Below are 26,493 nucleotides of genomic sequence, written 5' to 3'. Positions count from 1 at the left end.
AACCGCTCGCGCCCGAGTGGAACCGGACGGAGCGTCGCCGCGTCGAACCGCCCATGAAACGGGGCACCAAGCTCGCCACGACCGGCGGTTCGCTGCTCGTGCTCACCCTGCTTGCCGGCAGCATGGCCGTGTCGCAGTCGTCGCCGAACGAGCCCGGAACCCCCACCGCACCGACCGCGCCGATGGTGCCGGTCGGCCTGGTCTCCTTCGACTCCTGCGCCGACGCCCTCGCGGAGCTGCGGGCGGCGGCCACCGCGTCGGTCGGCCCGTACGGCTTCGCCGGTGACGCGGTGCTGTTCGGCGACCGGACCGCCGCGATCGGCGGCGCGGAGTCCAAGGCCCGCACCTTCGCCGAAGCACCGGGAGACGCCGCCGTCCGGGACGCCGGAGCGGGTCACTCGACGACCAACAACCACGAGGCCGGCGCGGACGAACCCGACCTGGTCAAGACCGACGGGCGACGGATCGTCACGGTCACCGGCGGCGTGCTGCGGGTGGTCGACCCGGTTACCCGCCGGGTCACCGGGCGGCTCGACCTGACTGACGACCGGGAGGAGCTGCGCTGGCAGGAGCATCGGCTGCTGCTGCTCGGCGACCGTGCGCTGGTCCTGCGCGAGGATCCGCCGCGCCCAGCCGACTCGCTGCGCTCGATCCGGCGTGCCGGTGCGACCCGGCTACTGCTGATCGACCTGTCCGCCCGTCCCCAGCTGCTCGGCACGTACCGGGTCGGGGGCAGCACGGTCGACGCCCGGCTGACCGGCCGCACCGCCCGGGTGGCGGTCCGTACCTCCGCGCAGCTGCGGTTCCCGCCGATGGCCGAGGGCACCGACCGGGTCCGGACGGAACGCAACCGGGCGGTCATCGCCCGCGCCGGTGTCGAGGCATGGCTGCCGGAGTACGAGTGGACCGCCGGAGCGGAGCGGCACACCGGCCGGGTCGGTTGCGACCGGCTGAACCGGCCGGACCGGATGACCGGCTCGTCCACCCTCACCGTGCTCAGCTTCGACCTCACCGCCGACCGGCTCGGCGACGGTGACCCGGTCGCCGTGGCGGCCGACGCCGACACCGTCTACGGCACGGCGACCAGCCTCTACCTGGCGGGTCGCCGACCGGCTCCGATCACCGGCGCACCCCGCTGGCAGCCGCCCTCCACCGAACAGGTCACCGACGTCTACCAGTTCGACACCGCCGAGCCGGGCCGTCCCCGTTTCCTCGCCGCCGGATCGGTGCCCGGTTGGCTGATCAACCAGTACGCGCTCTCGGAGTGGGCGGGACACCTGCGGGTGGCCACCACCACCGGCGAGTTCGTCGGTGACGGCACCGCTTCCGAGTCGGCGGTTCGGGTGCTCCGGCGTGACGGCGGAGCACTGGTGCCGACCGGCGAGATCGGCGGCCTCGGGCGGGGTGAACGCATCTACTCGGTGCGCTATCTCGGGCCGGTCGCGTACGTCGTCACCTTCCGGCAGACCGATCCGCTGTACGCGCTCGACCTCACCGACCCGACCGCTCCCACGGTCACCGGCGAGCTGAAGATCACCGGCTACTCCGCGTACCTGCATCCGTTGCCCGAACAACGCCTGCTCGGGGTCGGTCAGGAGGCCGACCGTCAGGGACGTACCAAGGGCTTGCAGGTCTCCCTCTTCGACGTCCGCGATCCCGGCCGACCGAACCGCCTGGACCAGTGGCACCTGCCCGGTGGGTGGTCCCAGGCGGAGTACGACCCGCACGCCTTCCTGTACCGCCCGGACACCGGTCTGGTGGCGCTGCCGGTCAACGACGGTGTCCGACTGTTGCGCGTCGGGAACGACACGATCAGCGAGATCGGCGAGGTGACCCATCCCGCCGCGAGCGTCCGGGACGGGGTGCGGTGGGCCCCACCGGTACGGCGGTCACTGGTGGTCGACGACGTGCTCTGGACGGTCTCCGAGGCGGGTCTGCGCGCCACCGACCCGGCCTCGGCACGCAACCTCGCCTGGATCGCCGCCACCTGAACCTTCCTCCCTCAAGGGTGGGGCCCGGTTTCTCGGGGTTTCCGGGCCCCACCCGCCTCAGCCTCGGGCGACCACCGCCAGCGGTACGCGCGAGGTCGAGCGGGCGACCTCAGAGGTACATGCCGGTGCGGTGCTCGCCACGTCCCGGCTTGTCTCCCTCGCCGAAGAACCGCTTGCCGCCGAACTCGCCGTGCAGGCGGTCGTCCAGTTCGTCGGCCAGCCCGGTCATCACCTGCACGGCCAACATGAGGTGGGTCGGCTGGAAGTTGCGGCCGAAGACCGGGATCGACGCCCAGACCGTGTCGTCGGCGCAGTAGAGCCGACCGATCGGCATCCGGTTGGTCAGCTCGGAGAGCTTGACGTAGAGCCGCTCGGTCGGCTCGACCTCCGTCAGCACCGGCGAGAACACGTCGACCAGTGGCGGATTGTCCCGCACCCGGACGAACACCATCGCCGAACCAGCCCGGATGTTGATGTCACCGTCGGAGTCGACCTGTAGCCGATCCGAGTCGGACCTGAGCATGGTCGACACGACCGTACGGACCCGCTCGGCCAGATCCAGCACCTCGGCGTCCGCGCCGTCCTCGTCGGCCACGGCCAGCGCCTTCTCCAACTCGGAGCCGATCTCACGAGCCAGGTTGGCCGCGCTGCGGGCGGTCCCCAGCGCCCCTCCGGGGATCGGTTCACCCTCGCCGTCCTCGATCGAGTAGACGAGGAAAGCCGGATGCGGGGCACCGTAGATGTCGCGCAGGGTGCGGGCGAGCAGCGCGGCCAGCCGAGGAGCTTGGTCCGCTGCGGAATCCAACCCGAACTGGTCCCCCGAACCGTCCACCACACCCGGCGGTGACCAGCCCAGCGCGACCATGTCGGCGACCGCCGCACGGTCCAGCCGGTATCCCGGCGGCAGGTTGGCGTTGCCCACCGCCCGCGCGGCGAACCGACCGTCGGCGCTCACCTCGACGTAGACGGAGTAGACGGCCTCGTCGGTGCCGGAGGCGGTCGGGTCGAGGGTCAACGCCACCTGCGCGCCCGGTGGCAGCGCGGACAGCCGCTCCGCCAACGCCCGAGCGAACTCCCGCCACGCCTGGGTCACCTTCGCCCGCAGGTCGGCAGTGCTCGGCTCGTCGAGCAGGATCGACTCCGGGTGCACCGACGTAGCGGGCGGTGCCGAGGGGTGGTCAGCCGTCATGATCGCCTCCGTCCGTTCCGGCCACCCTACCCAGCCGACCGCCGGTACGGATCAGGGCGACCGTGATCGGACAACAGCCGCCGACCGTCAGTCGCGGACGGGTCCGTCCGGGTCGCTTCTCGGGTGCGGGTCACCGCCCAACTCCACCGGCCAGGTACCGGCCAACTCGGAGAGCCGGGCGGCTGTCGCGGCCGGATCCGCTCCCCGCCCGACGGCCAGACCGAGCAGGTACGCGGTGACCGGCGCACCGGGCCGCAGCACCTGGTGGGCCACGTCCCGGGCCAGATCCAGCACCGCCGGCACCGGTACCTGACCCGGGTCGAGACCGAGTTCCGCACAGGCGGCCGTGACCCAGTCGTCCAGCACCGTCATCGCATCCACCCCTCCGCCCGGCGTAGGTCACGCTCAGTGTCGCAGTCGAACCAGGGCTCCGGGCCGTCACCGTGCCAGCTGACCGCACGCACGCTCAGGTCCGCGAGCAGTTCCCGCAGCGGCGCACCGGTCACGTCGCCGCCCCGCCGAACGGTGAGGCGATCGAGAGCAGTACGCAGCGCGGCCGGTCGCCACACCCCGCACAGCGTCTGCCGCCGTCCCGCCCCGTCCACGTAACAGGCGCCGTCGACAGCCGCCCCGCTACCCGACGTCACGCCGTCGTGGCGCTCGACGCCGGTGCGGTGCAGTTGGTCCAGCAGGTCGCCGACGGCCGAGCGGGTCAGCAGCGGCAGGTCGGCGGCGAGTAGCGCGACAGCGGGCACGTCGGTGTCGAGCAGGGCCAGCCCGGCGGCGACGGCCGCCACCGGTCCACCGCCCGGCGGCACCTCCCGGGTCAGCCGTACTCCGGCGACCGCCGGTCCGGGGCCGACCACGATTCGGGGCGAGGCGTCCGCCACCGCGGCCAGCACCCGCTCCCGCATCGGCACCCCACCGACCGGCAACGCGGGCTTGTCGCGTCCGCCCATCCGACGCCCGGCACCTCCCGCGAGCACCACCGCCGCGTACACCGTCATTGCGCCACGTTAACCGCCCGCGCCGCCCGGGAGTGTTCCGTGCCGCCTCGGTAGGCAGGTCCCGCGCCGAGCGGGAAGGTGAGCGGGGGACTCGGGTGGCGGGGGGTGCCCGCGACAGCGGCCGGCCGGGGCAGGATGGACGGCGTGGGACGGGCTTCCGATCGGCGTGGCGTGGTGCGGGTGGACCTGGATGCGGCGGAGGCGAGCCGACGTCGGGTTCGGCGGCCGGACACGATCGCCGCCGAGGAGCCGTTGGAGTTGCGGGTCGGCCCGGCCGGGCCGGGGCGGCGTCGACCGCTGACCGTGACCATGCGTACTCCCGGAGCCGACCTCGACCTCGCTGTCGGCTTCCTGTTCACCGAAGGACTGATCCGCTCGGCGGACGACGTGGCCACCGCGCAGTTGTGCGCCGGGGCGGAGACTCCGAACACCTACAACGTGGTCGACGTGACCCTCGTGCCCGGCGTGCCGGACCCGGTCTCCGACGCGACCCGGCACTTCCACACCACCAGCGCCTGCGGGGTGTGCGGCAAGGCGAGCATCGACGCGGTGCGTACCCAGTCACTCTTCGACGTCGGCGACGACCCGCTCAGCGTGCCTGCGGAGCTGTTGGCCGAGTTGCCGCAGCGGCTGCGGGCCGGACAGCGGGGTTTCGACCGGACCGGCGGGCTGCACGCCGCCGGCCTGTTCTCCGCGGACGGCGACCTGGTGGTGCTGCGCGAGGACGTGGGCCGACACAACGCGGTCGACAAGGTGGTGGGCTGGGCGGTACGCGAACGTCGGCTGCCGCTGAGCGGCCACATGCTGCTCGTGTCGGGCCGGGTCAGCTTCGAGTTGACCCAGAAGGCGTGGATGGCCGGGGTGCCGTTGCTCGCTGCGGTCTCGGCCCCGAGCACCCTCGCGGTCGACGTGGCCGCCGAGGCGGGACTGACCCTGGTCGGGTTCCTGCGGGGGCGGACGATGAACGTCTACACCGGCGAGCACCGGGTCACCAGTTGACGGCGGTCGGCCCGACCGTCAACGGGCCAGCATCTCGAACAGCTCCAACCGGGCCGCCGCGTCGCGGGCGATCAGGAAACCGGCGATGCCCAGAACCCAGCCGAGCATGCTGCCCGAGGAACGGACGATCCACGCGTTGAGCCGGGCGAGCACCGGCTCCACCGCCCTCGGCCACGCCACCCGCGCGCCGAGCAGCAGCATCGCCGGCAACACCATGACCAGGCAGTATCCGGCGAGCAGCGCCACGCTGGTGGGCACCGCCAGACCGGAGGTGGTGAGCAGGCCCAGGGCACCGAGGTACGGCAGCATCGTCGCCACCTCGGTCAGCGCGGCGAACAACGCCAGCCCCACCAGCCAACGCGACGACGAGTCACCGGCGGTCACCCGATCCCGCCAGCGCAACACCCGCCCGGTGCCGGGGCCGCGCTTGCCGTCGTACCGGAAGCTGAGCACGAACAACCCCACCCCGAGCACCAACTGGCCCCAGAGCACCGGCCGGTTGTCCAACGCCCCGCCGAGGAACTCGGCCAGGGCGCTGCCGCCGAAGTACAGCAGCAACCCGACCGCGAAATAGAAGCCGGCGATGGTGCCGAGGTAGGTCATCACCCGCCGGACGTTCACTGGCCCGGGAGTGAGCAGCAGCCACACCGGGATGAACAGGGTGCCGATGCTGGTGCTGTCCACCAGCGCCAGCCCGGCCAGGGAGAGCAGCAGAGCAAGAGTCATGTCGCACCAAGATCAAACGAGGACATGCAGTGATTATCCGCCATCGCCGCACCCGGCCACCTGCGCGGAGTTGATCATCGAGGGCGTCGACGTGCGCGTCGCCTCGCCCGACGCCGTGCTCTCGGTAGCCCCGTAGCCGGCCAGCCGTCCAGGCGAGACGGAGGCACTCCCCGGCGGAGCAGGTCGTCCAGCAACAGCGCCAGCGAGTAGGTCGGATGGTCGGCCAGCACCCGTTCCAGGGCCACCGCCGCGAGCGCGCCCTGCCCGTCCCGCCAAGCGGCGAACGCGAGCAGCGAACCGGGGGCGGCGATCAACTCCGGCGCGGACCGACGCAACATCTCGGCCCAGAACACGACGTCCTCGTCGCGGCCGTCGGTGCGCTCCCAGGCGTGGTCGCGTACCGGCAGGTGGGTGAGGAGCAGACAGAGCCAGGCGATCTCGTCGTCGGTCAGCCGTGCGCCGTCGCGGTGGCGACGCCGCGCGGTCCGCAACGCCGCCGCGCCGGCCGTACGCACGGCCCGAGCGCCGAGCAGGTCGGCGGCGGGTGCGGCGACCAGCAGCTCGGTGAGACGTCGCTGCGCCCGTTCGACCGCCTGCCGCATCGCCTCCCCACCGACCGGGGCCACCTGCGCGGCGAGTGCCGCACGATCGGGTAGCGCGACCTGGCCGGCGAAGACCGCCGCCGCGGGCACCGTGCTGGCCAGCGGGTCGTACGGAGTGCCCTCGGGCGGGCAGCAGCTCGGCTCGTCGCAGATGTAGGACCACCACCGCCCGTCGGTGACCCGCAACGCGTCGAGAACGGCCAGCCCCGCCTCGGTCAGCGCGGCCCGGACCGCGTCCACCGCCGGGGTGACCCGGTCGGCCGGGCCGTACCCGACCACGGTGGCGGAGTCGGCGCCCTGGCGGGCGGTCACCGCCGCGATGTGTTGACCGGGCTCGTAGGGATCGGCGTCGCCAGGCAGATCACCGCGCGCCGCGAAGATGATCCGCTTACCGGACAGCGCCACCACCACGATGCTGTCGGCGGGATGGAACCCGAGCAGGTACGGCACGGCGGCGATGAGATCGGCGGGAGAGCGTACGGACAGTGGGGGCAGGTCGGTCGAGTTCATGCAGGCAGACTGCGATCCGGCGGCCGGCTGCGCCGCCCCTGTGGACGACACTCGGGTTATCCACAGTCACCGAGCGTGTTTACGCTGCTCACGCCGAAACGGCGACGGCCAGGAACCCCACCGCACGTCCGGTTGGCGATACGTTGCGGGAATGGACCTGGCGTACCTGCGGGCGCATCCCGAGCAGTTGCCCACCTTCCTGACCCATCAGCGCATCCGGGAGACGCCGGTGTCCGGCGGCGACATCTGCGCCGCCTCCCGGCTGACCCTGGACGACGGTCACTCGGTGTTCGCGAAGACCTGGCCGGAGGACGCGGGGCGGCCGGTGCCGGAGGGGTTCTTCGCCGCCGAGGCGGCCGGGTTGCGCTGGCTGCGCGAGGCCGGCGCGGTCGCCGTCCCGGCGGTGCTGGTCGCGTTGCCGGAGTTGCTGGCGTTGGAGTGGGTCGAGCCGGGCGAGCCGAGCCCGGAGGCAGCCGAGCGGTTCGGGCGGGAGTTGGCCGAGTCACACCGGGCGGGCGCGCCGATGTTCGGTGCCGAGTGGCCAGGGTTCATCGGTGCGCTACCGGCGGACAACACGCCTGACGACGGCCCGTGGGCGCAGTGGTTCACCCGGACCAGGCTGCTGCCCTACCTGCGCCGCTCGGTCGACGGTGGCGCCCTCACCAGCGCCGACGCCGCCCTGGTCGAGCAGGTCATGGCCCGCATCGACGAGTTCGGCGGTGACGAGCCACCGGCGCGCATCCACGGTGACCTCTGGCCGGGCAACCTGCTCTGGGGCGCCGAGGACCGGGTTTGGCTGGTCGACCCGGCCGCGCACGGTGGCCACCGGGAGACCGACCTGGCCCAGTTGGCGCTCTTCGGCGGCCCGCCGCACCACGATCGGATCCTGGCGGCCTATCAGGAGAGCTGGCCACTGGCCGACGGGTGGCGGGCCCGGGTGCCGCTGCACCAACTGCACCTGCTGCTCGTGCATACCGCGCTCTTCGGTGCCGCGTACCGTGATTCGGTAATCAGGACCGCCCGGGACGCCCTGAGCGGGGCTGGTCGCGCTACCGTCGACCGGTGAGCCTTCACCCGCCGACCGGCCTCGTCGACCGGTACGGTCGTGTCGCCCGGAGCCTACGGGTGTCCCTGACCGACAAGTGCAATCTGCGCTGCACCTACTGCATGCCGGCTGAGGGTCTGCCCTGGCTGGCCGGTCCGCAGGTGCTCACCGACGACGAGTTGGTCCGGCTGATCCGGATCGCGGTGTGCCAGCTCGGCGTCGACGAGGTGCGGTTCACCGGCGGTGAACCCCTCATCCGCCCAGGTCTGGTCGGCATCGTCGCCGCCGTCTCGGCACTCGACCCGCGCCCCCGGATCTCGTTGACCACGAACGGCATCGGTCTGGACCGGGTCGCTCCCACCCTCCGCGCCGCCGGTCTCGACCGGGTGAACGTCTCACTCGACACCCTGGACCGGGAACGCTTCCTCCGGCTCACCCGCCGGGACCGGTTGGCCGACGTGCTGACCGGGCTGGCCGGTGCGGCCACCGCCGGGCTCACCCCGGTCAAGATCAACACTGTGTTGATGCGGGGCGTCAACGACGACGAGGCACCGGCGTTGCTCCGCTTCGCCCTCGATCACGGCTACCAGCTGCGGTTCATCGAACAGATGCCGCTGGACGCCCAGCACGGCTGGGATCGCGCCGCCATGGTGACCGCCGACGAGATCCTGACGGCGCTGCGGTCCGCGTACGATCTCAGCCCGGATCCGGCCGAGCGCGGTGCCGCTCCTGCGGAGACCTGGCTGGTCGACGGTGGCCCGGCCCGGGTCGGCGTGATCGGCACGGTGACCCGGCCCTTCTGCGGCGACTGCGACCGGACCCGCCTCACCGCCGACGGGCAGATCCGCAACTGCCTGTTCGCCACCGAGGAGTCCGACCTACGCGGCGCGTTGCGGGCCGGAGCCGACGACGAGGAACTCGCCCGCCGCTGGCGGGCGGCGATGTCGAGCAAGCGGGCCGGGCACGGCATCGACGATCCGTCCTTCCTGCAACCGGCCCGGCCGATGTCGGCCATCGGAGGCTGATCATGGCGACCGTCACGGTCCGGTACTTCGCCGGGGCGCGCGCTGCGGCAGGCCGCGCCGAGGAGTCCACCATTGCCGGCCGGTCATTGGACGAGGTGGTGGCTGAGCTGGCCGAACGGCACGGTGAGCGGCTGGTTTCGGTCTTGGCGGTGTCGAGTTTTCTGATCGACGGCGTGACCTGTCATGATCGGCGGAAGCCGCTGCCGGCCGGGGCGACGATCGACGTCCTGCCCCCCTTCGCCGGCGGCTGAGGGGGATTCCACACGTGTTCGCGGTACTCGGCTTCGTGACCACCCTTGCCGTGATCACCGGGTTGATCCATCTCTACCTGTGGAAGCGGCTGGTCAAGGACACCACCACCGCCGGGCGCTGGCGGCGGATCGGCACCGTCACCGCCGTGGTGCTGGCCCTGCTCGTACCGGCGACCATGATCGGCACGCGCGCCGGGATGTACTGGCTGGCCTGGCCGGGCTACCTATGGCTCGCGCTGATGTTCTACCTACTGGTGCTGCTCGTCGTGCTGGAGGTCCCGATGCTGGTGGCGCGGCTGGTGCTGCGCCGCCGGGCGGGCCTGTCCGCACCGCAGCCGGTCCTCGTCGGCCCGGACGGGGCCGAGTCGTCGGACGGCCGGTCGACCACCGAGCCGCCTCCGCCGACCGGCGACGCCCCGGTGGCTCCCCCGGCGGTCGGTGCCGTCGGCGGTGACCACGATCCCAGCCGTCGCCTGCTGCTCGCCCGCAGCGCCGCGATCTTCGCCGGGCTCACCGCCACCGGTCTGGTCGGCTACGGCGTACGCACCGCGATGGGGCCACCACGGCTGGACCGGGTGCAGATCCCGCTGGCCAAGCTGCCCCGCAGCATGGACGGACTGCGCATCGCCACCGTGTCGGACATCCACATCGGGCCGCTGAGCGGTCGGGCGCACACCGAGCGGATCGTGGCCGCGATCAACCGGCTGGACGCCGACATCGTCGCCGTGGTCGGGGACCTGGTCGACGGCACGGTCGCCGAGTTGGGCAACGCCGCGGCGCCCCTGCGCGACCTGCGGTCGCGGCACGGCAGCTACTTCGTCACCGGCAACCACGAGTACTACTCCGGCGTGGAGGAGTGGGTGACCGAGGTGGACCGGCTCGGGCTGCGGGTGCTCCAGAACCGACGGCTGGAGATCGCCACCCGGGGCGGGGCGATCGACCTGGCGGGGGTCAACGACGTCTCCGCTGCCGGCAGCGGCGTCTCCGCGCCGCCGGACTACGACGCCGCGCTGGGCGACCGCGATCCGTCCCGGCCGGTGGTGCTGCTGGCCCACCAGCCGGTGGCCGCGTTGGAGGCCGCGCGGTACGGGGTCGACCTGCAACTCTCCGGCCACACCCACGGCGGCCAGATCGTCCCCTTCAACCTGCTGGTCAGGCTCGAACAGCCGGTCGTCTCCGGGCTCGGTGAGGTGGACGGGACGAAGGTCTACGTGACCAACGGCGCCGGCTTCTGGGGCCCGCCGGTACGCGTCGGCGCGGAGCCTCAGATCACCCTCGTCGAGCTTCGCTCGGCATAGCGCAGCTCACCTACGTGCGTGGCGCCGAGCGGGAGCGCGGCCGGTCGTGGCAGGATGCGGCGTGCCTCCGTTCAGCGCCGTACCCCCCGGTGGCCCCCCGCCCTTCGTCGCGGACCTGCACATCCACTCGAAGTACTCGCGGGCCTGTAGCCGTGACCTGACCCTGCCGAACCTCGGTTGGTGGGCGCGACGCAAGGGCATCGCGGTGCTCGGTACCGGCGACTTCACCCACCCCGCCTGGTACGACCACCTGCGGGAGACGTTGCACCCGGCCGAGCCGGGCCTGTACCGGCTGTCACCGGAGGCGGAACGGGACATCGCCCGGCGGCTGCCACCCCGGCTGGCCAGCACGGCGGAGAGCGACCCGGTCCGGTTCATGCTCAGCGTGGAGATCTCCACGATCTACAAGCGGGACGACCGGACGCGCAAGGTCCACCACCTCATCTACCTGCCGGACCTGGACGCCGTGGGCAGGTTCAACGCCGCCCTCGGCCGGATCGGCAACCTCGGCTCGGACGGCCGTCCCATCCTCGGCCTCGACTCGCGGGACCTGCTGGAGATCACGCTGGAGGCGAGCGAGGACGGGTACCTCGTCCCGGCGCACATCTGGACCCCGTGGTTCTCGGCCCTCGGCTCGAAGTCCGGCTTCGACGCGATCGCCGACTGCTACGCCGACCTGGCGGAGCACATCTTCGCGGTGGAGACCGGGCTCTCCTCCGACCCGGAGATGAACTGGCGGGTGGGCAGCCTGGACCGCTATCGGCTGGTGTCCAACTCCGACGCGCACTCGCCACCGGCGCTCGCCCGGGAGGCCACGGTCTTCACCTCACCCCGGGACTACTTCGGCATCCGGGAGGCGCTGCGGACCGGTGACGGCCTCGCCGGGACGATCGAGTTCTTCCCGGAGGAGGGCAAGTACCACGCCGACGGGCACCGCCTGTGCGGGGTGAACTGGGCACCGGAGCGCACCAGGGAAGCCGGGGGACGCTGCCCGGAGTGCGGCAAGCCGCTGACGGTGGGCGTACTGAGCCGGGTCGAGGACCTGGCCGACCGACCCGAGGGGTATCGCCCGCAGCACGCTCCCGAGGTGACCCACCTGATCCAGCTCGCCGAGATCCTCGGTGAGATCAACAAGGTCGGTCCGCGCTCCAAGCGGGTCGAGGGGAAGCTCACCGAGCTGGTCGCCGCGCTCGGCCCCGAATTGGAGATCCTCACTCGCGTACCGCTGGACGAGATCGGTCGGATCGGCGGCGAGGTGCTCGCCGAGGGTATCGGTCGGCTCCGCCGGGGCGAGGTTCGTCGGGTGCCCGGCTACGACGGCGAGTACGGCGTGATCACCCTGTTCGACCCGACCGAGCTGAGCGGCACTACGGCGTCCACCGGCCAGGAGACGCTGTTCGACGTACCGGTGCCCGCGCAGCGGCGTGCTCCGCAGGCCGCACCGAAGACGGACGCCGGTGCGCGGCGGACGGCGGCGAAGCCCGAGCCGAAGCGCCGGGCGGCGGCGACCCCGGCACCGCCCATCGCGCCGGCCCCCTCCCCGCACGAGCCGTTCGAACCGATGCTCGCCGGCATGGAGGAGGTCGGCACCGGTCTGCTCGACCGGCTCGACGCGATGCAACGGGTGGCCGCCTCGGCCCCCGGAGGCCCGCTGCTGATCGTCGCCGGGCCGGGCACCGGCAAGACGCGGACGTTGACCCACCGCATCGCGTACCTCTGCGCCGAGCTGAACGTCTTCCCCGAGCAGTGCCTGGCCATCACGTTCACCCGGCGGGCTGCGGAGGAGCTGCGGCATCGCCTCGACGGCCTGCTCGGCCCGGTCGCCGAGGACGTCACCGTCGGCACCTTCCACTCGCTCGGGCTGACCATCCTGCGGGAGAACGCCGAGGCCGCCGGTCTGCCCGAGGATTTCCGCATCGCCGACGACGCGGAGCGGGCGACCGCGCGGACCGATGCCGGGGACGATCCGGCCCGCTACGCCGCGCTGCTGCGCAAGCAGGGACTGGTGGATCTGGACGATCTGCTCACCCTGCCGGTGGCGCTGCTGCGGGAGGACCGCAAGCTGGTCGACCGGTACCGGCAGCGGTGGCGGTGGATCTTCGTGGACGAGTACCAGGACGTCGACGCGGTGCAGTACGAGCTGTTGCGGCTGCTCAGTCCGGCCGACGGCAACCTGTGCGCGATCGGCGACCCGGACCAGGCGATCTACTCGTTCCGGGGGGCCGACGTCGGGTACTTCCTGCGCTTCTCGCAGGACTTCACCGACGCCCGGCTGGTCCGGCTCAACCGCAACTACCGGTCCTCGGCACCGATCCTGGCCGCCGCGGTGCAGGCGATCGCCCCGTCGTCGCTGGTGCGGGGTCGCCGGTTGGATCCGGCCCGGCTCGACCCGGAGGCACCGCTGGTCGGTCGGTACGCGGCGGCGTCCGTCGCCGACGAGGCCGACTTCGTGGTACGCACCGTGGACGAACTGGTGGGCGGCCTGTCCCACCGGTCGCTGGACTCCGGCCGCATCGACGGCCGGTCGACCACGCTGTCCTTCTCGGACATCGCGGTGCTGTACCGCACCGACTCGCAGGCCGCGCCGATCGTGGACGCTCTGGCCCGAGCCAACATCCCGGTGCAGAAGCGCTCGCACGACCGGCTGCGGGACCGGCCCGGGGTGACCGCCATCGCTCGCGAGCTGCGGCACGCCACCGGTGTCGACGGTGCGCTGCCCGCACGGGTACGCCTCGCCGGACAGGTGCTCGCCGACCGGTTCGCCACCCCGACTCTGGACGGCTCCGGCGGCGTACGCCCGGAGGATGTCCGTACCGCCGTCGACCTGTTGACGCCACTGGCCCGTCGATGCGGTGACGACCTGGAGATGTTCCTGTCGCAGCTGGCCACCGGCGCTGAGGTGGACGCGCTCGACCCGCGCGCCGAGGCGGTCACCCTGTTGACCCTGCACGCCGCGAAGGGGCTGGAGTTCCCGGTGGTCTTCCTGGTCGGCGCCGAGGACGGTCTGCTGCCGTTGCGCTGGCCCGGCACCACGCCCGACGAGGCCGCGATCGCCGAGGAGCGACGGCTCTTCTTCGTCGGCTTGACCCGGGCCCAGGACCGGCTCTACGTCAGCCATGCCGCCCGCCGGTTCCGGCACGGCGCGGAGCGGGACTGCCGCCCCTCGCCGTTCCTCGACGTGGTGGACCCGGGCCTGTTCGAGCGCCTCGGCGACAGCGAGGGCCCTCGGCGACCCAAGGACCGGCAGCTACGCCTCATCTGAGGATCGGCGGTCCGCCCGGGCACCGGTTCGTCGGTAAGGACGGTGAGTGCCCCCGACGCCCGCTACCCTTCCGGCAGGCGCGGGGTCGCTTGGCTACCGTACGCACTGGCGGTGTGCGGCGGACAAACCCACCGGCTTCCACCCCCGAAGGCTCAGGAGGGCGTGCATGGGGAACTACGGACCACCGGGTCCAGGCCCGCAGCCGTGGCACGAGCCGGAACCCGGTGAGCACCCGTGGCGCGAGCCGCAACCCGAGCAGTGGTACGGCCACGGTCAGCCGCCCGGCCCCTCCCACGACCCGGGCCGCGCCTACCAGCCGGGTCAGCCCTACGGTGACCAGTCCTACGGCGACCAGTCCTACGGTGGCGCTCCCGGGCGGACCTACGGGTCGGGTCCGGAGTACCCGCCCGCCCAGCACCACGGGTACGGCCAGGACTACGGCTACGGGGATGGCCAGCGGTACGGGTCCGGCCAGTCGTACGACCCGGGCGGCGAGCGGTACGACGCGACCACGGCGGCACCGGACGGGTGGACGCAGTCCGCCGACCGACCTGATGTGGCCACCGGCTACGCCGGCACACCCGCGCCCCCGCCGCAGCGTCGGCGCGGCTGGATGCTCGTCGCCCTGGCCGCTGCGCTGGTGCTGGCGTTGGGCGGCGCGACCACGTACTACCTGGTCGGGCAGGACGACGAGACAACCACTCCGGTGGCTGCTCCGACCGAGGAGGTGGCATCCACGCCGGATGCGGGGGACGAGGAGGATCTCCCCGACGAGCCGGCTCCCGCCTCCTCCGCAGACGCCCGCTTCGTGCAGGCCGGGCAGTGCGTACGCAACGAGGCAGCCGCCGGTGACCAGCCCAGGTTGGCGCTGAGCGACTGCGTGCCGAGGTCGTACGAGGTGCTGAAACGCTTCGACGGCAAGACCAGTGGCGAGCGGGACGCCGAGGAGAAGTGCGCTGCGGTGGACGGTTACACCAACTGGTACTTCTACGACAGCGAGCTGGATTCGCTCGACTTCGTGCTCTGTCTCAAGCGGCGCGACTGACGGCCGATTCCCAAAACTAGCGCTGTCTAGCGTGGAGGCTAGACAGCGCTAGTTTCTGGTCGAGGGCAACACGCCGATGCCGCCGTCTATCCATGTCTAGCCTCTCCTCTAGACAGCCCGATACTCTGCGATGCGTGGATCCGGTCCGCAACCCGTACGCCCCCGGCGCCGGTCAGCGTCCGCCCGAACTCGCCGGTCGGGGGCGGGAACTGGACGTCTTCGACATCGTCCTCGAACGCATCGCGCGGGGCCGACCGGAACGCAGCCTGATGCTCACCGGGTTGCGTGGCGTCGGCAAAACCGTTCTGCTGAACACGCTGCGCTCCCAGGCGATCAACCGGCTCTGGGGCAGCGGCAAGATCGAGGCCCGCCCGGATCAGTCGTTACGCCGACCGATCGCCGCCGCCCTGCACATGGCCATCCGGGAGCTGGCACCGCGACACCGGGCACCGGAGCGGATCGACGCCTTCCTCGGGGTGCTCAAGGCATTCGCCCAACGTGGCACACCGACCAAGGGCGGCAGGTCCGCGCCGAAACTGCGCGACCGTTGGCAACCCGGCATCGACGTACCGGCGGCCAGTGGCCGGGCCGACTCCGGCGACATCGAGATCGACCTGGTGGAACTGCTCACCGACGCCGCCTCGGTCGCCAGCGACGTCGGCACCGGCGTCGCCATCTTCATCGACGAGATGCAGGACCTCGGGCCGGAGGACGTCTCCGCGCTCTGCGCCGCCTGCCACGAACTCTCGCAGCTCGGCGCGCCGCTGATCGTGGTCGGTGCCGGCCTGCCGCACCTACCGGCGGTGCTCAGCGCGGCCAAGTCGTACTCCGAACGGCTGTTCCGCTACCAGCGCATCGACCGTCTCGACCGGATCGCCGCCGACCACGCGCTCTGCGCGCCAGCCGAGCGGGAGGACGTCGAGTACGAGGCGAAAGCCCTCGATCTGCTCTACGAGAAGTCCGGCGGGTATCCGTACTTCGTGCAGGCGTACGGGAAGGCCACCTGGGACCATGCCCCCCGGTCACCGATCACCCCGGCCGACGTACGCGTGGCCGCGCCGGAGGCCGAGGCGGAGTTGGCGGTGGGTTTCTTCGGCTCCCGTTTCGAGCGGGCCACTCCCGCCGAACGCGAGTACATGCGGGCGATGGCGACGCTCTCCCTGGTCGAAGGGGAGAGCGACGGCGGTGGCCGGGACGACATGGACGCGGCCGTGCCGACCGCGGAGATCGCCCGAGCGCTCGGCCGTAAACCCGCCAGCCTCTCCCCGGCCCGGGACGCGCTGATCAAGAAAGGCCTGATCTACTCCGGAGAACGCGGCACGGTCGCCTTCACCGTCCCGCACTTCGGCCGCTACCTGCGCACCCAGCCCGCCTGATCATCGACGGGCCTGGCCGAAGGCATCCCCTGGCAGACACGCACCGCCACCGGACCGGCCCGACTTCAGACCTTCGACCAGGGCGGCGGGAAAACCACCTCACCCTGCGGTGGCGGTGGCTCGTCGCTGGTCGCCGGTGGCAACACCAGTGCCTGCCACGGCTCTCCGAGACCGGACCACGGGCTGGTCAGGCCCATCTGGTCCGCGCGGCTGAAGCCGAAGCGCCGGTAGTAGGCCGGGTCGCCGAGCACCACCACCAGCCGCTCGCCGAGCTCGGTAGCCGCTTCCAGGGCGGCCTGCACCACCGACGTGCCGAGCCCGATCCGCTGCCGGTGGGGGGCCACCGCCACCGGGCCCAATGCCAACGCCGGCGTGGTGCTCGTACCCGACTTGACCATCACCCGGGAGAGCAGGGCGTAGGCGACGATCTCACCGCCGTACTCGGCCACCATCGCCAACTCCGGCAGCCACGCGTCGCTGCCGCGCAGCTCGTCGACGAGGCGTACCTCCGGCGGGACGGCCACGTCGGGTCGGGCGAACGCCGCGGCCAGCACCCGGCGGATCGCGCCGGTGTCGGCCGGGTCCTCGGGTCGCAGCCGCAGGGTCGTCACGCGGCGTAGGGTACCCCGGAACACGCGTCCATCCGCGACGGTCTACGAACCCGGGCGCGGCGTCACCGGCCACCCGATCGATCGACATCCCCCGAGGCGGGGCGTAATGGTGACCGGGACAGGGTATGACTGATCCATGACGCCCGTACGATCCCTCGCCCGCGCCATGCTCAGCGGCATCTTCGTGGTCAGCGGTGCCCGCAACTTCGCCAACCCCGGCCGCCTGGTGCCCGCCGCGAAGCCCGTCGTCGACCGGGTCACGCCGCTGTTGGAGCGGACCGATCCACGAATCCCCACCGACACGGAAACGCTGATCAAGGCAAACGCGGCAGTGCAGTTCGGAGCCGGGCTGATGTTGGCCACCGGGCGGTTCACCCGGCCGGCGGCCCTGGTGCTGGCCGGCACGCTGATCCCGGTCACGCTCGCCGGGCATGCCTTCTGGACCAACGACGACCCGGCCGCGAAGCAGAACAACCAGATTCACTTCCTGAAGAACCTGGGCCTGTTCGGTGGGTTGCTGCTCGCTGCCGCGGACACCGAAGGAAAGCCCGGTCTGCGCTGGCGGGCCGGTCACCGGATCGGCCACTCGCGACGGTCGGTGCGCCGCGCCGTCCGGACCGCCCGTCGGGAGGCGCGGATCGCCCTACGGTCCGCCTCCACCGCTCGGCGACTCCCTGGCTGAGCTGCGAATCCTCCACCCCATCCCCGGCTAACGCCGCGAATCACCTGAACCGCCCGGTAGGCGTTAACGCGGTGGAAATGTCAAAAGAATGTGTGGGATCGGACACGGTCGCATAACGCGGGAGGCAGTGACGTGAGGCGCCGTTCTAGGCTCCGTACCGGACCTGGACGGGTAGGACGACCTTGGTATGGGGGTGGCCACGCCATGCCGACGATCGTCGGTAAAGGGCTGGACCGCCTCGCCACAGTCCGCCGCGTGACGCGTGGGATCGATCGTAGGACAGTCGTACGGGCCGGCATCGTCGCCGCCGTCGCCTACGCCGCATGGCTTGCCATCGGCGCGTTCGGGCGTCCGTACAACTTCTTCGACATGAAGATCTACCATGGCGCGGTTGTCTGGTGGGCGAGCGGTCACGAGCTGTACGAGTTCGTCGCGCCGGACACAACCCTGGGCTTCACCTACCCACCCTTCGCCGGGCTCGCCATGCTGCCGATGGCGCACCTGCCGGTGACCCTGGCCGGTCTGGTCAACGCCGTGGTCAGCATCGCCGCCCTGGCCGTGGTGCTGGCCGCGCTGCTGCGCCCGATCGTCGACCGGCTGGGCTGGCCACTGTGGTACACGGTGGCCATCGCCACACCGCTGGCCGTCGCCATCGAGCCCACCCGGGAAACCCTCGGCTACGGTCAGGTCAACCTGCTGCTGTTCGCGCTGATCCTGGCCGACCTGATCGCCCTGCGCTGGCGGTCGCGTCGGGGCACCCACCAGGCCGAGGACGACGGCCCGCTGCTGCGGTTCGTCTACGGCGGCGCCTGGGCCGGTGTCGGCATCGGCCTGGCCACCGCCATCAAGCTGACCCCGGCCCTGTTCATCCTGTACCTGATGATCACTCGACAGTGGCGGGTGGCCGCGACCGCCATCGGTACCGCCGTCGCGGTGACCATCGGCAGCTTCGGCATCGTCGGTGCCGAGTCCCGCGACTACTTCGGCAGCGTGCTGTGGCAGACCGAGCGGGTGGGCGCCGCCGACATGACGCCCAACCAGTCCCTGGCCGGTCTGCTGGCCCGGCTCTACGACTCGATCGAAACCCCCGGCCTGCTCTGGCTCGCCTTCTCGGTGCTGGTGCTGGCGCTCGGTCTGTCCCGCGCGTCCGACGCACACTCCGACGGCGACGAACTGACCGCCTTCACGCTGGTGGGCCTGACCGCCAACGTGATCAGCCCGATCTCCTGGACGCACCACCTCGTCTGGGTCATCCCGGCCATCATCGTCCTCGGTGACGCCGCGATCCGTCGCCATGAGGCCAGCCGGGGACCGGTGGCACGGTCGGCGTCAGGAGCGTACGGCGGGCCGCCCGGAGTGTCCGCTCTCCGATCACCCATCTGGTACCCGACCCTGACCGGGTTCCGCCACGGCATCGCCGCCATCGGGCTCTACCTGCTGTTCCTGATCTCCCCCATCTGGCCGTACGAACACCAGTTGCCGGAGGTCTCCCACTACGAGGACGGCCTGTTCGGCGCGTTGATGGAGAACTCCCTGGCGCTGGCGCTGATCGTGCTGGTGGCGGCGCTGCCGTGGCGGCCCGGGGCGGAACCCGCGTTCCACACCGATCGGGCGGCACGCGCCTTGATGTCGCACGGACGGCGGTAGGTAGGCCGCCCGTCACCGGTCAGGGGCAGTTGACCCATTCCTCGGTGCCGTCGGTGAACACCTGCCGCTTCCAGATCGGCAGCCGGGCCTTCGCCTCGTCCACCAGGCGGGCGCAGGCCGCGAACGCGGCGGCCCGGTGGGCGGTGCTGACCGCCGCCGCCAAGGCCACGTCGCCGATGCCCAGTGGACCGATCCGGTGTGACACCGCCACCGCGTACACGTCGGGATCGGCGGCGATCTCGTCGGCGACCTCCCGGAGCACCTGCCCGGCGCTCGGGTGGCCCTCGTACTCCAGGCTGACCACCGACCGTCCGTGGTCGTGATCGCGGACCACCCCGGCGAACGAGACCACCGCCCCGGCCCGGCGGTCGGCGACCGCCGCCTCGTGGGCGGCGAGATCCAGTGGCTGGTCGGTGACGGTGCTGATGACGGTCACCATGCCCGCTCCCCGGGGAGCAGCGGCAGCGGCACGATCGGCACCCGGTCGCCCACCGAGCCGGTGGTGCCCGGCCCGATCACCGCGAACCCGTCCGCGTTGGCAAGCCCCCGCAGCATGGCCGAACCGACGTGCCGAACCGGACGGGCCGTCCCGGCGACCCGGTCGAGCCGGACCAGCGCCAGGTGGGTGTGATCACCACGACCGGGAACAGGATCGGCGAGGGCCGCGTGCCCGAGCACCGGCTGCGGCCGACCGGCGAGCCCGGCCAGCAGCGGGGCGACCAGCGACACCAACGCGATGATGGCGGACTGCGGATTGCCGGGCAGCCCGGCCACGAACCGCACCTTCCCGTCGGCGTCGACCAACCGGGCCAGCAGCATCGGGAAGCCGGGACGCACCGCGACCGTGTTGACCACGTAGTCGGCACCCAACGCCGCCAGTGCCGGATGCAGGTGGTCGACCGGGCCGTGCATGGTGCCACCCGTGGTGCAGACCAGATCGGCGTCGGTCAGGGCGGCCCGCAGCGCGGCCACATGGGCGTCCAGCGTGTCGGCGACGGGGCCGACCACGTCGTTCGGATCGATCTGACAGCCGTACCGGCGTAGCCAACCCGGCACCGCCGGGCCCAACGCGTCGCGTACCCGCCCAGCACCGGGCGGGCCCACCGTGAGCAGCTCGTCGCCGAAGACCAGCAGCGCGGCGCGCGGTTGTCGGCGTACCCGCAGAGTGTCGTGGCCGCAGGAGGCGGCCAGACCGATCACCGTGGGATCGACAGGTGTCCCCGCCGGCAGCAGTTCCTCACCGGCGGTGGCCTCCTCGCCGGGCTGCCGCCACTCCGGCGTTGGGCGGGGCACGCCGTCGACCAACCCCGCCGGGGTACGCCTCGACTCCTCGACCCGGAGCACCGCCGCGGCACCCGGCGGCACCATCGCCCCGGTGGCGATCTCGACCGTCGTACCGTCCTCGGTCAACGGGGCAGCCGTACTCCCGGCGAGCACCCGACCGACCACCCGCCAGGGGCCCGCGCCGCGCACCGCCCAGCCATCCACACTCGACGTCGGAAACGCCGGCAGGTCGGTGCGCGGGGTGAGCGGGTCGGCGAGGGTGTGCCCGTCGGTCTCGGCGAGTGGGCGCTCGACGGCGGGCAACGCGGCGGCCAGACCCGCCGCGTACGCCTGGGCACGCGCCTGGGCCCAGTCGGCCGGTGGTGGCGCGGAGACCTCGTCGGTGGAGGCGGTTTGCATGCTCACCGGCCGAGCCTAACCGGCCGTCGGATGGTCGCCACCGCGCAACTGATCGATGGTGTGGGCGAGAATCGGCCCCAGCACGGCGAGGCCGTCGCGTGCCCCGCCGGTCGAACCAGGCAGGTTGACCACCAGCGTGCGGCCGGCCACCCCGGCCACCCCACGGGACAGCGCGGCGGTCGGCACCTTGTCGCGGCTGTACGCACGGATCGCCTCGGCGATGCCGGGGATCTCGTAGTCGAGCAGGGCCCGGGTCACGTCGGGAGTTCGATCGGTGGGGGTGACCCCGGTGCCGCCACTGGTCAACACCACGTCCACGCCGTCCGCCACCGCCATCGAGATCGCCTGACCGACCGGGTCGCCGTCCGGCACCACCGATGCTTCGTCCACCTCGCAGCCCAACTCCCGCAGCCCGGCGACGAGAAGCGGGCCGCTGGTGTCGGCGTAGACCCCAGCGGCGGCCCGGTTGGAAGCCACCACCACCCGGGCGCGGATCACGGCCGCTCCTCCGGGCGCTCCCAGTGGCCGGTCTTGCCACCCTCCTTGCGCAGTACCCGGATCGCGTCGACGCTGGCCGCCGGATCAACGGCCTTGACCATGTCGACCAGGGCCAGCCCGGCGACCGCGACCGCGGTCAGCGCCTCCATCTCCACCCCCGTGCGGTCGGCGGTGCGGGCGGTGGCGGTGATCTCGACCGTGTCGGCGGTCAGCGTCAGGTCGACCGAAACGCCGTGCAGGGCGATCGGATGGCACAGCGGGATCAGATCGGGAGTGCGCTTGGCGCCCATGATGCCGGCCAACCTCCCGACCGCCAGGGCATCGCCCTTGGGCAGCCCTTCCCCGCGAAGCAGGTCGATCACCTCGCGGGTGGTCCGCAACCGACCGGCGGCCGTGGCCGACCGACCGGAGACCTGTTTGGCGGAGACATCGACCATGCGGGCCGCGCCGGTGGTGTCGACGTGGGTGAGCTGGGCGGGTTCGGTCACGGACGCGAGCCTATCCCTGCCCTGTGACAGTGGTGGTCCCGGAAGGAGCGGCGCGGGGACACCGCTCCTTCCTTGCCTGCCTCGGGGCTGCTGGGGACGCCCGGCGGCAGGGGTCGCGACGAGATCCGACAACCGCCGGATCTCCCCCCGTCGGCGACCGCCCCAGAGACTAGGGACCTCGGCGATAAGAAATCGATAAGAGCGTGTTCGAGGAGCCGCGTCCCGGCTCATCCTGCCCGCTTGCGGCTCGGCTTTTTCGCACTAGGCGATGGACGACGTCGTCCCTGCCGACGAAATCTGCCACCGGTCTAGGAAGCCAATCCCATTTGACATCATGGGCATCGCGCATCGTCGCCGTTCGCGCGACAGGCGGGTCGACACCGCCGGGTTCAACGGCTACGGCAACCGGAGTCGAAGCACCCGATGCTTGATAATCCCCTGGTACAGCCGCCGGAGGTCGGAGCCTGGCTCCACCCCCAATTCGTCCTGGAGGACTCGGGCGGCGGATCGAAACACGGAGATCGCGCCAGCAATGTCGCCTCGTCGGTGCAGTGCCGTCATCAACAGGACCAGCGCTGGTTCACGAATCGGGTGCTCAGCCACCGTCCGCCGCAGCAGCGAAATGGCTGATCGACATCCCCCGCCCCGAGATGAAGAGTCGCTAGCAACTCCACGGCGAGGAGGTATTGCTCCTGAGCGTTTGCCACGTGGGCGGACAGCGAAGGCCGCAGAGGTACGCCGAGCAAGGGTGGACCGAGCCAGCAGAGCATCGCCTTGTTCAGCAACGATCGCGCGACATCCGCTTGGTCCCGAAGGTTCAACTGGCGTGCCCGTTCGAAATGATCGACGAAGGAGAACGGGTCGACGTCTCGCGGAGGAACCTCAAGGCAGTAACCGCCGCGCCGACGGACCAGCAAGCCCCGGCCCGCCTCATACGACTCAAAGGCACGACGGAGGTTGGCGGCGTACGTCCGAAAACTCGGCACTGCCGAACGCGGCGGTTCGTCGGGCCAGATTTCGTCGATCAACTCCTCCGTCGAGACCGTCCTCCCCGGGTTCATCACCAGCTTGGCAAGAACGGTTCGCTGCTTCGGCGTACCGAGGCTCACCCTGGAAGAGCCGAAAAAAGACCCAAAAGCCGCCAAGCACCTCAATCTTCACTTCTCGAACCCCTTGGGAGGCAGGCATTCGCGTGGTCGCACCTTAACGATGCGCACCGATGGAGTGAACCGCATTAAGACCGCCCACGGGCGTCGGCGACCCGCCAATGCACCACGTGAGGCGGGGTGGCGAGGGACCGCTGGACCGGCAGCGCCCTGTCGTGGCCACCGCGCCCGATCTGCAACTCGCCGTACAACTCGGTGGCGAGTAGTTAGGGCTCGGGCGCGGCAGCCACCTGTGCGGAGAGCACTGGACCGGAGCGACCCTGGAGAGCCTCCGCCATGCCGGCGAGCCACCGCCGGGAGATCGCCTCAATCGCATGTCGCAGGTTAGCCGTATAATTATGGACATTTAGCATTGCGGAGAACGACGGATCCCAGTACGGTCTGCGGCTTGGTTTCCAGCGGTAGCGCCCGTTAGCCGTGCACCGCGCACGAAGGTCGAGGAGCTGGATCCACACAGGACCCTCCGCGCGCATTCGAAGGATCACGGTACGCGTTTACTGCCGTCCCGGCCCGGTAGGTTGCAGTCGATCGCGACAAGGTCAACCGAAGCGACGATGAACTCAATAGCGGCTTTAGCCACACTTGATTGATCGCATTCCAGCCGACCCGGAGTGAAACCGTCCACCATTCAACAGTCAGTCAAGCGGGTAAGACGGACCGTGATACGACCTCTCCATATTGGCCTATTATGCGCATTAGGACATGAATCATCGCTAATTGCCCACAAGCGCCCCTAGGGTCTGGCAGCACGACAGTCAGCCTCAGTTGGGGGTAGAGATGCGCTCGCACGAATGGAACTGAACCTCCTGCCCGGTCAGGAGCGGCCGGGAGTACGCTTGCGGAGCGCAACGCCCCGGTGACGAATGGGGATGATGCTTGGCTCTGCGGGCTCGACAGACTGGGACCGATCGGCGGCTGATGCTGCTCGTCGGTCTCGTCGTCGTTTTGGCTGGCCTCGCCGCTGCCGTCTCCGTCGCCCACTTGCCCAGCTACGACGCCATCACGGCGACAACCACTTGGGCCACTCTGATCTCACTTGTTGCGGTCGGTTTCGTCGCCAAGGTGAGGATTCGCATCCGCTCGACCAACCACGACATCGCCTGGACCGAAACGGCCATCGTGATCGGGCTCGCGGTGGCGCCCGCCTCGGTCGTCATCCTCGCCACCGGGTTCGGCATCGGGATCGCCACCATCCTCACCGGCAGCTCACCGATCAAGCGGGCTTTCGGCATCGGCAAGAACATGCTCGTGGCCACCGCCGCTGGTTTGGTACTCCAGGCGTTCGAATGGCCCGCCGCCAGCTCAGGTCTCGCTGGCACAGCGCTCCCCCTAGCTGTCGCCTATCTCGCTGCCGTGCTGCTCGACGAACTCGTCACCCTCCCCGTCATCTCAATGGCGACCGGCACCTCGTTGCGCACCTTGTTCCGGGAGGACTGGGGTTTCCGCATCGGTGCAGCCATCGCCCGCCTCGGCGTCATCACCAGCACGGTGCTGCTCATCAACATCGACTTCCGGCTGCTCCTCGTGGTGCCTCCGTTGATGCTCAGCCTGCACCTGCTCTACTCCGCGCGGGTTCGGAGCCGCACCGAGCAGCAGGTGTGGCAGCGACTCGCGCAGACCACCGACGCGCTCAACGTGGTCGAGTTGGACGAGGTCCTCACCACCGCGGTCACCCGGGCATCCGAACTCTTCTCCGCCGACGAGGTGGAGGTCGAGCTACGCGACGTCGACCGGGTGGTGCGCGGCGGTGCCGACGGGGTCAGCTACGACGGGCCGGCCGACCAGCCCACCGCCGTCCAGGGTGCGGTGGTTCCCGTCCGTCTGGAGGGGCACGACAAGACGGTCGACGTGGGGATGCTGCGCCTGCGCTTCCACGGACCGGTGAAACTCTCCGAGCGGGAGCACTACACGCTCTACACGTTCGCCTCGGCACTGTGCACGGCTATCCGCAACGCCCAGGCGTACGCCGAACTCGCGAGGGTGGCCGAAGCCCACGCGCACGACGCGACCCACGACGCACTGACCGGCCTGCCGAACCGGCGCCACCTGCTCGACGCGGGCAACGACCACCTGCACCACCGACACGCCGACGGGGTTACCGCCCTGGTGCTGATCGACCTGAACCACTTCAAGGAGGTCAACGACACCCTCGGCCACACCGCCGGTGACCAGATGCTGGCCGCCGTCGCCGAGCGGCTGCGCGCCGCCGCCCACGCCGAGGACCTGGTCGCCCGGCTCGGTGGTGACGAGTTCGCCGTACTCCTGCGCGCCCTGCCCGCGCCTGCGGTGGCCGCCCACCGGGCCGAGACGCTCCTGGCGGCGCTGTACGAACCGTTCGACATCGACGGCATGCGGATCAACGTGGAGGCCAGCGGCGGCATCGCCGTCGCTCCCGCCACCGGCGGCATGGTCGAACTGCTACGCCGCGCGGACGTCGCCATGTACCAGGCCAAGCGGGCCGGGCAGCGCGTCGCCACCTACGCGCCCGCCCGGGACACCGCCGATCTGGGTCGCCTCACCCTCGGCGGCGACCTGACCAAGGCCGTCGCCGACCACGAGTTCACCGTCAACTTCCAGCCGATCGTCGACCTCGGCACCGGTGAGGTCATCGCCGCCGAAGCGTTGGCCCGCTGGCGTCACCCCACCCACGGCATGATCGACCCACTGCGTTTCCTGGAGACGGTCGAGCGCTCGGGTTTGCTTCCCGCCTTCGCCGACGCCATCCTCGACCAGGCCCTGATCTCCGCCGGCACCTGGCGTGACGCCGGCTTCGACGTACCCGTGGCGGTCAACGTCTCTCCCCGCAGCCTGCTCGACGCCCGGTTCCCCGGTTCGGTGCTGGCCCGCCTGCGCGCCCACGACCTGCCACCCGACCGGCTGATCCTGGAACTGACCGAGACCCTCACCCTCAGTCAGCTCGACGTCGTCGACCAGGTACTCACCCGGCTGCGCGACGCGGGTGTCCGACTCGCCCTGGACGACTTCGGCACCGGTTACTCCTCGCTCTCCCTGCTCTCCCGGATCCCGGTGCACCAACTGAAGATCGACCGAAGCTTCGTCACCGCGATGGAATCCTCCACCGAAGCAGCCGCGATCATCCGCTCCACCCTCGATCTCGGTCGCAGTCTCGACCTCGCCGTGGTGGCCGAGGGGGTGGAGCGGGAGGCGCAGCGACACGCGCTCTGGGAACTGGGCTGCACCGCCGGCCAGGGCCACCTCTTCGCCCGTCCGCTGCCCTCCGGAACGCTGCTCGCCGCCCTCCAACGCGGCACCGGCGGCCGGACCGGCTGCCTCGCGGTCGCCCTGCACGATGCCGGCGCGGTGGTCCGGCTACCGCAGGGACGGCGACAGGGCGGCCGGGGGCGCCACCAGCAGGCCTGACACACTTGCCC

22 protein-coding genes and 1 pseudogene are annotated in these 26,493 nt (G+C 71.2%); 12 read left to right on the top strand and 11 right to left on the bottom strand.

Annotated elements, in window-relative coordinates; genetic code table 11:
• Positions 1-53 precede the first annotated feature (53 nt).
• Complete coding sequence (locus tag ACLQ2S_RS20695; protein ID WP_425702346.1) at positions 54-1,991, top strand: beta-propeller domain-containing protein; 1,938 nt, start codon at positions 54-56, stop codon at positions 1,989-1,991.
• Positions 1,992-2,100: 109 nt separating this feature from the next.
• Here ACLQ2S_RS20695 and ACLQ2S_RS20690 read toward each other — a convergent pair whose 3' ends face one another.
• The 3 genes from ACLQ2S_RS20690 to mobA all read right to left on the bottom strand — a co-directional run bounded on the left by ACLQ2S_RS20690 (position 2,101) and on the right by mobA (position 4,187).
• Positions 2,101-3,180, bottom strand: coding sequence for a T3SS (YopN, CesT) and YbjN peptide-binding chaperone 1 (locus ACLQ2S_RS20690; RefSeq protein ID WP_155221455.1), 1,080 nt, complete (start codon positions 3,178-3,180; stop codon positions 2,101-2,103).
• Between the two features lie 87 nt (positions 3,181-3,267).
• On the bottom strand, positions 3,268-3,552 hold the full coding sequence (locus tag ACLQ2S_RS20685; RefSeq protein ID WP_155221456.1) for a DUF6457 domain-containing protein: 285 nt from the start codon (positions 3,550-3,552) through the stop codon (positions 3,268-3,270).
• Positions 3,549-4,187 carry a molybdenum cofactor guanylyltransferase gene (gene mobA, locus ACLQ2S_RS20680; RefSeq protein WP_425702343.1) on the bottom strand — a complete coding sequence of 213 codons (639 nt, stop codon included), beginning with the start codon at positions 4,185-4,187 and terminating at the stop codon, positions 3,549-3,551. Before mobA ends, ACLQ2S_RS20685 begins: the two co-directional genes overlap by 4 nt.
• Before the next feature lie 144 nt (positions 4,188-4,331).
• Here mobA and fdhD point away from each other — a divergent pair, with 144 nt between their 5' ends.
• Positions 4,332-5,186 (top strand): formate dehydrogenase accessory sulfurtransferase FdhD, encoded by an 855-nt coding sequence (gene fdhD, locus ACLQ2S_RS20675; protein WP_425702341.1) that lies wholly within the window; start codon positions 4,332-4,334, stop codon positions 5,184-5,186.
• Positions 5,187-5,204: 18 nt separating this feature from the next.
• Here the strand turns inward: fdhD and ACLQ2S_RS20670 are convergent, their stop codons facing one another.
• Both ACLQ2S_RS20670 and ACLQ2S_RS20665 read right to left on the bottom strand, forming a co-directional pair.
• Complete coding sequence (locus ACLQ2S_RS20670; protein ID WP_425702339.1) at positions 5,205-5,912, bottom strand: GAP family protein; 708 nt, start codon at positions 5,910-5,912, stop codon at positions 5,205-5,207.
• Positions 5,913-5,986: 74 nt separating this feature from the next.
• Positions 5,987-7,024 carry a DUF4192 domain-containing protein gene (locus ACLQ2S_RS20665; RefSeq protein WP_155221459.1) on the bottom strand — a complete coding sequence of 346 codons (1,038 nt, stop codon included), beginning with the start codon at positions 7,022-7,024 and terminating at the stop codon, positions 5,987-5,989.
• Between the two features lie 151 nt (positions 7,025-7,175).
• Here ACLQ2S_RS20665 and ACLQ2S_RS20660 point away from each other — a divergent pair, with 151 nt between their 5' ends.
• From ACLQ2S_RS20660 to ACLQ2S_RS20630, 7 genes are all read left to right on the top strand, one after another.
• Complete coding sequence (locus ACLQ2S_RS20660; protein WP_155221460.1) at positions 7,176-8,090, top strand: fructosamine kinase family protein; 915 nt, start codon at positions 7,176-7,178, stop codon at positions 8,088-8,090.
• Positions 8,087-9,094, top strand: a complete 1,008-nt coding sequence (gene moaA / locus ACLQ2S_RS20655; RefSeq protein WP_309223752.1) for a GTP 3',8-cyclase MoaA — start codon at positions 8,087-8,089, stop codon at positions 9,092-9,094. The genes ACLQ2S_RS20660 and moaA overlap by 4 nt, the downstream gene beginning before the upstream one ends.
• A 2-nt stretch (positions 9,095-9,096) precedes the next feature.
• Positions 9,097-9,345 (top strand): MoaD/ThiS family protein, encoded by a 249-nt coding sequence (locus tag ACLQ2S_RS20650; protein ID WP_155221461.1) that lies wholly within the window; start codon positions 9,097-9,099, stop codon positions 9,343-9,345.
• Between the two features lie 14 nt (positions 9,346-9,359).
• Positions 9,360-10,643: a metallophosphoesterase gene (locus tag ACLQ2S_RS20645; RefSeq protein ID WP_309223753.1), complete on the top strand. Its 1,284-nt coding sequence runs from the start codon at positions 9,360-9,362 to the stop codon at positions 10,641-10,643.
• 61 nt (positions 10,644-10,704) lie between these two features.
• Positions 10,705-13,905, top strand: coding sequence for a UvrD-helicase domain-containing protein (locus ACLQ2S_RS20640; RefSeq protein WP_425702335.1), 3,201 nt, complete (start codon positions 10,705-10,707; stop codon positions 13,903-13,905).
• 166 nt (positions 13,906-14,071) lie between these two features.
• Positions 14,072-14,950 carry an LppU/SCO3897 family protein gene (locus tag ACLQ2S_RS20635; RefSeq protein ID WP_425702333.1) on the top strand — a complete coding sequence of 293 codons (879 nt, stop codon included), beginning with the start codon at positions 14,072-14,074 and terminating at the stop codon, positions 14,948-14,950.
• Between the two features lie 134 nt (positions 14,951-15,084).
• The gene (locus ACLQ2S_RS20630; RefSeq protein ID WP_309223755.1) at positions 15,085-16,326 is read left to right on the top strand and encodes an ATP-binding protein; all 1,242 of its coding nucleotides are present in this window, start codon (positions 15,085-15,087) and stop codon (positions 16,324-16,326) included.
• A 65-nt stretch (positions 16,327-16,391) separates the two neighbouring features.
• Here the strand turns inward: ACLQ2S_RS20630 and ACLQ2S_RS20625 are convergent, their stop codons facing one another.
• Positions 16,392-16,937 (bottom strand): GNAT family N-acetyltransferase, encoded by a 546-nt coding sequence (locus ACLQ2S_RS20625; protein ID WP_309223756.1) that lies wholly within the window; start codon positions 16,935-16,937, stop codon positions 16,392-16,394.
• 136 nt (positions 16,938-17,073) lie between these two features.
• Between ACLQ2S_RS20625 and ACLQ2S_RS20620 the strand changes: the two genes are divergently transcribed.
• The gene (locus ACLQ2S_RS20620; RefSeq protein ID WP_155221465.1) at positions 17,074-17,619 is read left to right on the top strand and encodes a DoxX family protein; all 546 of its coding nucleotides are present in this window, start codon (positions 17,074-17,076) and stop codon (positions 17,617-17,619) included.
• A 204-nt stretch (positions 17,620-17,823) separates the two neighbouring features.
• Positions 17,824-19,266: a glycosyltransferase 87 family protein gene (locus tag ACLQ2S_RS20615; protein ID WP_155221466.1), complete on the top strand. Its 1,443-nt coding sequence runs from the start codon at positions 17,824-17,826 to the stop codon at positions 19,264-19,266.
• Positions 19,267-19,285: 19 nt separating this feature from the next.
• Here the strand turns inward: ACLQ2S_RS20615 and ACLQ2S_RS20610 are convergent, their stop codons facing one another.
• The 5 genes and pseudogenes from ACLQ2S_RS20610 to ACLQ2S_RS20590 form a co-directional block, all read right to left on the bottom strand.
• Positions 19,286-19,705 (bottom strand): molybdenum cofactor biosynthesis protein MoaE, encoded by a 420-nt coding sequence (locus ACLQ2S_RS20610; protein ID WP_155221467.1) that lies wholly within the window; start codon positions 19,703-19,705, stop codon positions 19,286-19,288.
• The gene (locus ACLQ2S_RS20605) at positions 19,699-20,949 is read right to left on the bottom strand and encodes a molybdopterin molybdotransferase MoeA (RefSeq protein ID WP_155221491.1); all 1,251 of its coding nucleotides are present in this window, start codon (positions 20,947-20,949) and stop codon (positions 19,699-19,701) included. The genes ACLQ2S_RS20610 and ACLQ2S_RS20605 overlap by 7 nt, the downstream gene beginning before the upstream one ends.
• A gap of 15 nt (positions 20,950-20,964) precedes the next feature.
• Positions 20,965-21,447 (bottom strand): MogA/MoaB family molybdenum cofactor biosynthesis protein, encoded by a 483-nt coding sequence (locus tag ACLQ2S_RS20600; protein ID WP_309223757.1) that lies wholly within the window; start codon positions 21,445-21,447, stop codon positions 20,965-20,967.
• Entirely contained in the window at positions 21,444-21,935 is a 492-nt protein-coding gene (moaC, locus tag ACLQ2S_RS20595) for a cyclic pyranopterin monophosphate synthase MoaC (protein WP_309223758.1), read from the bottom strand. Before moaC ends, ACLQ2S_RS20600 begins: the two co-directional genes overlap by 4 nt.
• A 396-nt stretch (positions 21,936-22,331) precedes the next feature.
• Positions 22,332-23,044 (bottom strand): annotated as a pseudogene (locus ACLQ2S_RS20590) (AfsR/SARP family transcriptional regulator).
• Between the two features lie 975 nt (positions 23,045-24,019).
• Between ACLQ2S_RS20590 and ACLQ2S_RS20585 the strand changes: the two are divergent.
• Complete coding sequence (locus ACLQ2S_RS20585) at positions 24,020-26,482, top strand: putative bifunctional diguanylate cyclase/phosphodiesterase (protein ID WP_425702330.1); 2,463 nt, start codon at positions 24,020-24,022, stop codon at positions 26,480-26,482.
• Positions 26,483-26,493: the final 11 nt, after the last annotated feature.

Origin of the sequence: Micromonospora sp. DT48, from assembly GCF_049844495.1 — a bacterium.
Classification (GTDB): domain Bacteria; phylum Actinomycetota; class Actinomycetes; order Mycobacteriales; family Micromonosporaceae; genus Micromonospora.
Note: the sequence above shows the minus strand (reverse complement) of the source record. Positions and strands in the feature narration are given on the sequence as shown.